At 75.1% G+C, this 6,261-nt stretch carries 5 protein-coding genes; 3 read left to right on the forward strand and 2 right to left on the reverse strand.

Going from position 1 to position 6,261, the window contains the following annotated elements:
• Positions 1–25 precede the first annotated feature (25 nt).
• On the reverse strand, positions 26–334 hold the full coding sequence (locus tag ACFU99_RS29245; RefSeq protein WP_384397707.1) for an SH3 domain-containing protein: 309 nt from the start codon (positions 332–334) through the stop codon (positions 26–28).
• A gap of 168 nt (positions 335–502) precedes the next feature.
• Between ACFU99_RS29245 and ACFU99_RS29250 the strand changes: the two genes are divergently transcribed.
• Positions 503–2,683: a PQQ-binding-like beta-propeller repeat protein gene (locus ACFU99_RS29250; RefSeq protein WP_384397708.1), complete on the forward strand. Its 2,181-nt coding sequence runs from the start codon at positions 503–505 to the stop codon at positions 2,681–2,683.
• A 33-nt stretch (positions 2,684–2,716) separates the two neighbouring features.
• On the opposite strand, the gene ACFU99_RS29255 is transcribed toward ACFU99_RS29250, so the two are convergent.
• Positions 2,717–3,622, reverse strand: a complete 906-nt coding sequence (locus ACFU99_RS29255) for a helix-turn-helix transcriptional regulator (protein WP_384397710.1) — start codon at positions 3,620–3,622, stop codon at positions 2,717–2,719.
• A gap of 136 nt (positions 3,623–3,758) precedes the next feature.
• Here ACFU99_RS29255 and ACFU99_RS29260 point away from each other — a divergent pair, with 136 nt between their 5' ends.
• Both ACFU99_RS29260 and ACFU99_RS29265 read left to right on the forward strand, forming a co-directional pair.
• Positions 3,759–4,709 carry an MBL fold metallo-hydrolase gene (locus tag ACFU99_RS29260; RefSeq protein WP_384397712.1) on the forward strand — a complete coding sequence of 317 codons (951 nt, stop codon included), beginning with the start codon at positions 3,759–3,761 and terminating at the stop codon, positions 4,707–4,709.
• Positions 4,706–6,220 carry a carboxylesterase/lipase family protein gene (locus ACFU99_RS29265; protein ID WP_384397714.1) on the forward strand — a complete coding sequence of 505 codons (1,515 nt, stop codon included), beginning with the start codon at positions 4,706–4,708 and terminating at the stop codon, positions 6,218–6,220. The genes ACFU99_RS29260 and ACFU99_RS29265 overlap by 4 nt, the downstream gene beginning before the upstream one ends.
• Positions 6,221–6,261 lie beyond the last annotated feature (41 nt).

Consider the following 6,261-nt stretch of genomic DNA (forward strand, 5'->3'; position numbering starts at 1 on the left):
CGTACGCGCCGTGCGGGGGCGGCGCTCAGCCCGAGCAGCGCACCGTGACGAAGCCGTCGCTGCCCGTCTTCACGTAGGCGTCGGAGACGTACTGGCCGGGCGCGATGCTGTTCCAGATGTCGGTCGTGCCGTACGGGCCGGAGACGCGCTGGCCGCGGGTCTGGCAGCGGATCGGGACGCGCGAGCCGACCGCCAGCTTCTTGACGAGCTGGCTGGTGGTGCTGGGGCCGCGCCGGACGTTCAGCTGCACGCCGGGCGCTACCGGGTAGTAGACGGCACTCGCGGCGCTCACATCGGTGCCCTCGTTGAGTTCTTCGGCTTCTTCCACAGCCATGTCGGCCCTCCCCCATGGAAATTTCCGGCCCCGCGCACGCGGCGGCGCCCCAACCGGCCGCCTCGGCCGGTGACATGCGCAGGCTAGCAACGGTTCCCGGGAACCGTACGCACCATCGACTAGGCTCCGGGCGTCGCGTGGACGCGGCCGAGATCACGGGGGTGGGGTATGCCGCCGCTGCGCAGTACCGGGACGGGCCCGGAAGCGGAGGATCCGGAGTACGCCGGTCAGTACCGGCTCGAAGCGCGGCTCGGCGCGGGCGGAATGGGCGTCGTGCACCTGGCGCGGTCGGCCTCCGGCAGGCGGCTCGCGGTGAAGGTCGTGCATGCGCAGTACGCGGCGGACCCCGAGTTCAGGGCGCGGTTCCGGCAGGAGGTGGCGGCTGCGCGGCGGGTGAGCGGGGCGTTCACGGCGCCGGTCGTGGACGCCGATCCGGATGGGGAGCGGCCCTGGATGGCCACCCTCTACATCCCCGGTCCGACCCTCTCCGAGCGGGTGAAGCGGAATGGTCCGCTGGGGCCCGCGGCGGTGCGGCGGCTGGCCGCCGGGCTCGCCGAGGCGCTGCGCGACATCAACCGCGCGGGCGTCGTGCACCGGGATTTGAAGCCGAGCAATGTGCTGCTGGCCGAGGACGGTCCGAAGGTCATCGACTTCGGGATCTCCCGGCCGTACGACAGCGAACTGCGCACGGAGACCGGCAAACTGATCGGTACGCCGCCGTTCATGGCGCCGGAGCAGTTCCAGCGCCCGCGCCAGGTCGGCCCCGCGGCCGACGTTTTCGCGCTGGGGTCGCTGCTGGTGCACGCGGCGACCGGGCGCGGGCCGTTCGAGTCGGAGAGCCCGTACATCGTGGCCTATCAAGTCGTGCACGACGAGCCGGACTTGGCGGGGGTGCCGGAGGATCTGGTGCCGCTGGTGCGCGCGTGCCTGGCGAAGGAGCCGGGGGACCGGCCGACGCCGGACGCGCTGATGGCGGAGTTGCGGACCGCGCTCGTACGGGCGCCGGACGTGCCGCTGCCGCGGGTTCCGGTACAGCGCGGTGCGTCCGCGGCCAGTGCCCCGGAGGCCCTGCCCACCCCGCGGCGCGCGGTCCCGCCGGCCGCCCCCGCTCCCTCCCCCGCGAGGCGTCGACGGCCGCGGGCGCGGCTGCTGGCGGGCGGGGCCCTGGCGCTGGCCGTCGTCGGGGCGGGGGCCGCGTGGGCGGTGCGGCAGACGGACGCCCCGGAACGTACGGAGCCGCACCGCGCGCCGGTGGCGGCCGGCTGGCGGCCGTGGGAGTCGGGGGTGTACGCGGGAGCCGCAGGGAAGGGCGGCGAGGTGCGGGCGACGTTCTGCTCGTACGGGTACGGGGCGCTGTTCTGCTCCGGCCGCGGCGTGCAGGCGGCCCGTATCGACCCCGCCGACGGCAAGGTGGCATGGAAGCGCCCGGCGGCGGATGCCACCAAAGGGAACGACGCCAAAGGGAACGACGCGCCGGTCGCGCCCGTGCTGTCCGGCTCCGTGGTGCAGGTGGTGTCGCGGGACGGCGCGCGGCTGACGGCGCTCGATCCGCGGACGGACCGGGTGCGGTGGACCCGGGACGTGTCCGCGTACGGCGGGCGGGTCTACCACGCGGGCGGGACGGTGCTGCTGGTCGCGGCGGACGGCACGGTCACGGCCGTGGACAGCGCGACGAACAAGGAGCGCTGGCGCCACAAGGTGGCGGGCCTGGACCAGCCGCAGTTCTCCGCGTACGGCGACGGGCGGGCGGCCTACGCCGTCACGCCCTCCCCGGACGGGCGGCACACCCGGATCGCCGCCGTCGACCCGGTGCGCGGGACGGTGCTGTGGCAGCGGCGGAGCGAGGGGTCCCTGACCACGGCCGGTACGGGGCCGGGCGGCGTCCTCTATCTCACGGCGACCGCGCCGGACACCCGTACCTCGGCCGTCGTCCGCTACGACCCGGCGACGCGCGTCGAGCGCCGCGTGCGGCTCTCCGCGCCGCTCGGCGCGGTCAGCGTCACGGCCCGCGGCTCCATGGTCTATCTGCTGGGCGCCGAGGGCGGGCTGGTGGCCGTGGACACCGCGCGCGGCGGGCACGGCTGGCGGCTGGAGACGTCCGTCGCCAACGCGTCGCAGCTCGTCGCGGGCGACGGCCGGGTCTATTTCTCCGCCGCCGACGGCCGGCTGCTGGCCGTGGACACGGACCGCCACACCCTCCTGGGCCAGACCCGCCCCCGCCTGGCCCGCGCCGGCCACGGCTACCTGGAACTCGTACCCGCCCCCGTGGTCGCCGACGGCAGAATCTTCGCGGCGGCGCCGGACGGCACGCTCTTCGCGGTGGACGGGCGGACGCCGGGGCGGTGGTAGCGGGCAGGGGCCGTACGGACGCCCGTACGCGCCTCAGCCGTTTCTCTCGGCGGAGCGCAGCTCCCGTCCGGTCCGTTCCGCGGCGGGCGCCGCACTGGTCCGGGCGAGGAGGGACAGCGCCTCCTCGGACGGGGAGCCGGGGTCGGCGACGGCCAGGGTGAGCCGCTGGTCCTCGGCCTGGGGGATGACGAGGCTCTGGTGGGTGACGGTGAGAGTGCCGACCAGGGGGTGGCGCATTTCGTGGCGGGCGGCGGCGCAGGGCTTGACGTGGTGGCCGGTCCACATGGCCGCGAACTCCTCGCTGCGGACCGTGAGTTCGCCGATGAGCGAGGTCAGGACCGTGTCGTCGGGGTGGCGGCCGGCGACCAGGCGCAGGTGCTCGACCGTGCCCTTGGCCTTCGCCTCCCAGTCCACGTACAGCTCCCGTATGTGGGCGTCCAGGAACAGCATCCTGGCGAGGTTGGGCCGCTCCGCCGTCCGCCGCGGGCCGTCGAAGTCCACGTGCGAGGCGAACAGCGCGTGGCCGAGCCCGTTCCACGCGAGGACGTCCGCGCGGCGGCCGTATACGAGCGCCGGGACGCCCTCCAGGGTGTGCAGCAGCGCGAGCGTGCCGGCCCCCACGTGTTCGACCTGCGGCCTGCGGGAAGGGGTCCGTCGGCGGCCGGCGTCGGCGAGGTCGTGCAGGTGCCGGCGCTCGGCCTCGTCCAGGCACAGCGCCCGCGCGACGGCGTCCAGGATCTCGGGCGACGCGCCCGTCGCCTGCCCCTGCTCCAGCCGCGTGTAGTACGACGCGCTGACGCCCGCGAGCAGCGCCAGCTCCTCCCTGCGCAGCCCCGATACGCGCCGCCGGTCGCCGTAGTCCTTCAGGCCGACGTCGGCGGGGCGCAGCTGGGAGCGCCGGGCGTGCAGGAAGTCCCCGAGGCGGCCGCGTTCTCTCATGCCTTCCAGTCTGCCTCGGCGCGTACGGCCCAGCCTGACCCTGCCGGGGGTAGGCAGCGGCGGGGCTGGCCGGTCCGCGCGGGCCCGGCGAGCGTGGTGCTCCCGATCCGGTTTCCAGAACCACACGGAGCACCTCATGGACCTCACCGACCCCACCGACCGCATAGAACTCGGCGGCGTCACCGTCACCCGCGTCAAGGAGTTCTACGGCCCCATCGGCTTCACGCCCGAGGCCTTCGTCCCCACCATCCCCGAAGACGCCTGGCGCGCCAACGCCGACTGGCTCGCGCCCGACTTCGTCGACCCGCGTACGAACACCGTCCACTCGGCCGTACAGACCTGGGTGCTGCGCAGCGAGGGGAAGACGATCCTCGTCGACACAGGGGCGGGCGACGACAAGGAGCGCCCCTACTCGCCCATCTGGGGCCGTCTGCGGACCGGCTTCCTCGGCCGCCTGGCGGAGGCCGGCGTCGCGCCCGAGGACGTCGACATCGTGATCAACACGCATCTGCACACCGACCACGTCGGCTGGAACACCCGCCTGGACGGCAGGGAGTGGGTCCCCACCTTCCCCAACGCCACCTACCTCGTCCACCAGGACGACTACGAATTCTGGAACCCGGAGAACGGGCACCCGACCGTGCTCGGGCGCGGCAACCAGAACGTGTTCGAGGACAGCGTCGCCCCCGTGCACCGGGCCGGGCAGGTCCGCCTGTGGGAGGGCAGCCACCGGATCGACGCCGCCCTCCGCCTCGACTCGGCCCCCGGCCACACCCCCGGCTCCAACGTCCTGACCCTCTCCAGCGGCACGGACCGCGCCGTCTTCATCGGCGACGTCGTGCACAGCCCCATGCAGATCGTCGATCCGCACCACAACAGCTGTTTCTGCGAGGACCCCGCCGGGGCGCGCGCCACGCGCCGCCGGGTCCTGGGGTGGGCGGCGGACCACAGCGCGCTCGTCTTCCCCGCGCACTTGGGGGGCCACGGCGCGGCCGAGGTCGAGCACGCGGGCGACGGGTTCGCGATCAAGAAGTGGGCGCCGTTCGCCCCGTACGAGGCCGCGGAGGGCTCGGTGGCACAGGCATGACGACGCGTACCGTCACCACCGCGCAGGGGGCCGTCCGCGGCGCCCTCCGCGACGGCTTCGCCGTCTTCCACGGCGTCCCCTACGCCGCGCCCCCGTCCCGCGCCGGCCGCTTCGCCGCGCCGTCGCCGCACGACAAGTGGACCGGCGTCCGGGACGCGACCGCGCCCGGCCCGACCGCGCCGCAGGCGGAGCGGAATCTGGGCGCCATCGACATGTCGCCCTACTTCGGGCCCGGCTGGATCGCCGAAGACACGGGGGACGGCTATGACGACTATCTGACCGTCGATGTCTGGACGCCCGGCCCCGATCGCGGCGAGGAGCCCCTCCCCGTCATGGTCTTCGTCCACGGCGGCGGCTTCGTGGCCGGTTCGGCGCGGGCGGGCCTCTACGACGGGTCCGCGTTCGCCCGCTCCGGCGTCGTCCTGGTGACCGTCCAGTACCGCCTCGGCATCGCCGGGTTCCTGGACCTGCCCGGCGCGCCCCGCAACCGCGGCCTCCTGGACGTACTCGCCGCGCTGCGCTGGGTGCGGCAGAACATCGCGGCGTTCGGCGGCGATCCGGAGCGCGTCACGCTGTTCGGCCAGTCCGCCGGGGCCACCCTCACCGGCGCCGCCATCGCCTCCCCGCGCGGCGACGGCCTCGTACGGCGCGCCATCGTGCAGAGCGGCAGCGGCCTGGGTGCCTTCTCGCCCGAGCAGGCCGCGCGGGTGACGAAGGAGGCCGCGGCGGCGCTGGGCGTCGCGCCGGAGGCCGGGGCGTTCGACACGGTGTCGGACGCGGACCTGGTCGCGGCGGCCGCCGGGCTCGGTGGCGTCGATCTGCGGACCGCGACCGCCTACGATCCGCTGATCGGGCTCAGCCCCTTCAGCCTGGTCGTGGACGAGCAGCCCGCCGAAGCCGTCGCCGCCGGGCACGGGGCCGCCGCCGGGACCGATCTGCTCATCGGCGTCAACTCCGAGGAGGGCAACCTCTACCTCGCCCCCTCCGGCGCCGACGTCGCATCGACAGAGGCGGATGTCCGCAGCGCCGCGGAGCTCTCCCACCCCGATCCGGACGGGCTGCTGGCCGCCTACCGCGCGGAGCGCCCCGATGCCTCGTACGGGCGGCTGCGCTCGGCCGTCATGGGCGACGCGCTGTTCGGCGCGGGGAGCTGGGCGCTGGCCGGGGCGCACGCCGAGCGGTCCGCGGGGGCCACGTACAGCTATCTCTTCGACTGGCGCTCGCCGGCCCTCGGCGGGCGGCTCGGGGCCGCCCACACCGTGGAGCTCCCGTTCGTCTTCGGCCTCGATCCGGCGCCGCTGCGCGGGGAGCGCGCGCTGCTCGGCCCCGACGGCCCGCCCGCGGGACTCGCCGACCGTATGCACGGGGCGTGGGTGCGCTTCGCCCGCACCGGGGACCCCGGCTGGGATCCGTACGACACCGATCGCCGGGCCACCATGGTCATCGGCGGCGACGGGTGGGAGGTGCGCGAGGACCCGCGCGGCCGCGTCCGCGAGGCGTGGCGGCGGTGAGCTGACAGACGTCCGCCCGTCCACGGTCGATCCCCGTGGAC

The organism is Streptomyces sp. NPDC057654 (assembly GCF_042800135.1).
Lineage (GTDB): Bacteria > Actinomycetota > Actinomycetes > Streptomycetales > Streptomycetaceae > Streptomyces.

Bases quoted from the DNA above. Each gene is read 5' to 3' on its own strand.
- ACFU99_RS29245 (WP_384397707.1), bottom strand. From the start codon at position 334: ATGGCTGTGGAAGAAGCCGAAGAACTCAACGAGGGCACCGATGTGAGC.
- ACFU99_RS29250 (WP_384397708.1), top strand. From the start codon at position 503: ATGCCGCCGCTGCGCAGTACCGGGACGGGCCCGGAAGCGGAGGATCCG.
- ACFU99_RS29255 (WP_384397710.1), bottom strand. From the start codon at position 3,622: ATGAGAGAACGCGGCCGCCTCGGGGACTTCCTGCACGCCCGGCGCTCC.
- ACFU99_RS29260 (WP_384397712.1), top strand. From the start codon at position 3,759: ATGGACCTCACCGACCCCACCGACCGCATAGAACTCGGCGGCGTCACC.
- ACFU99_RS29265 (WP_384397714.1), top strand. From the start codon at position 4,706: ATGACGACGCGTACCGTCACCACCGCGCAGGGGGCCGTCCGCGGCGCC.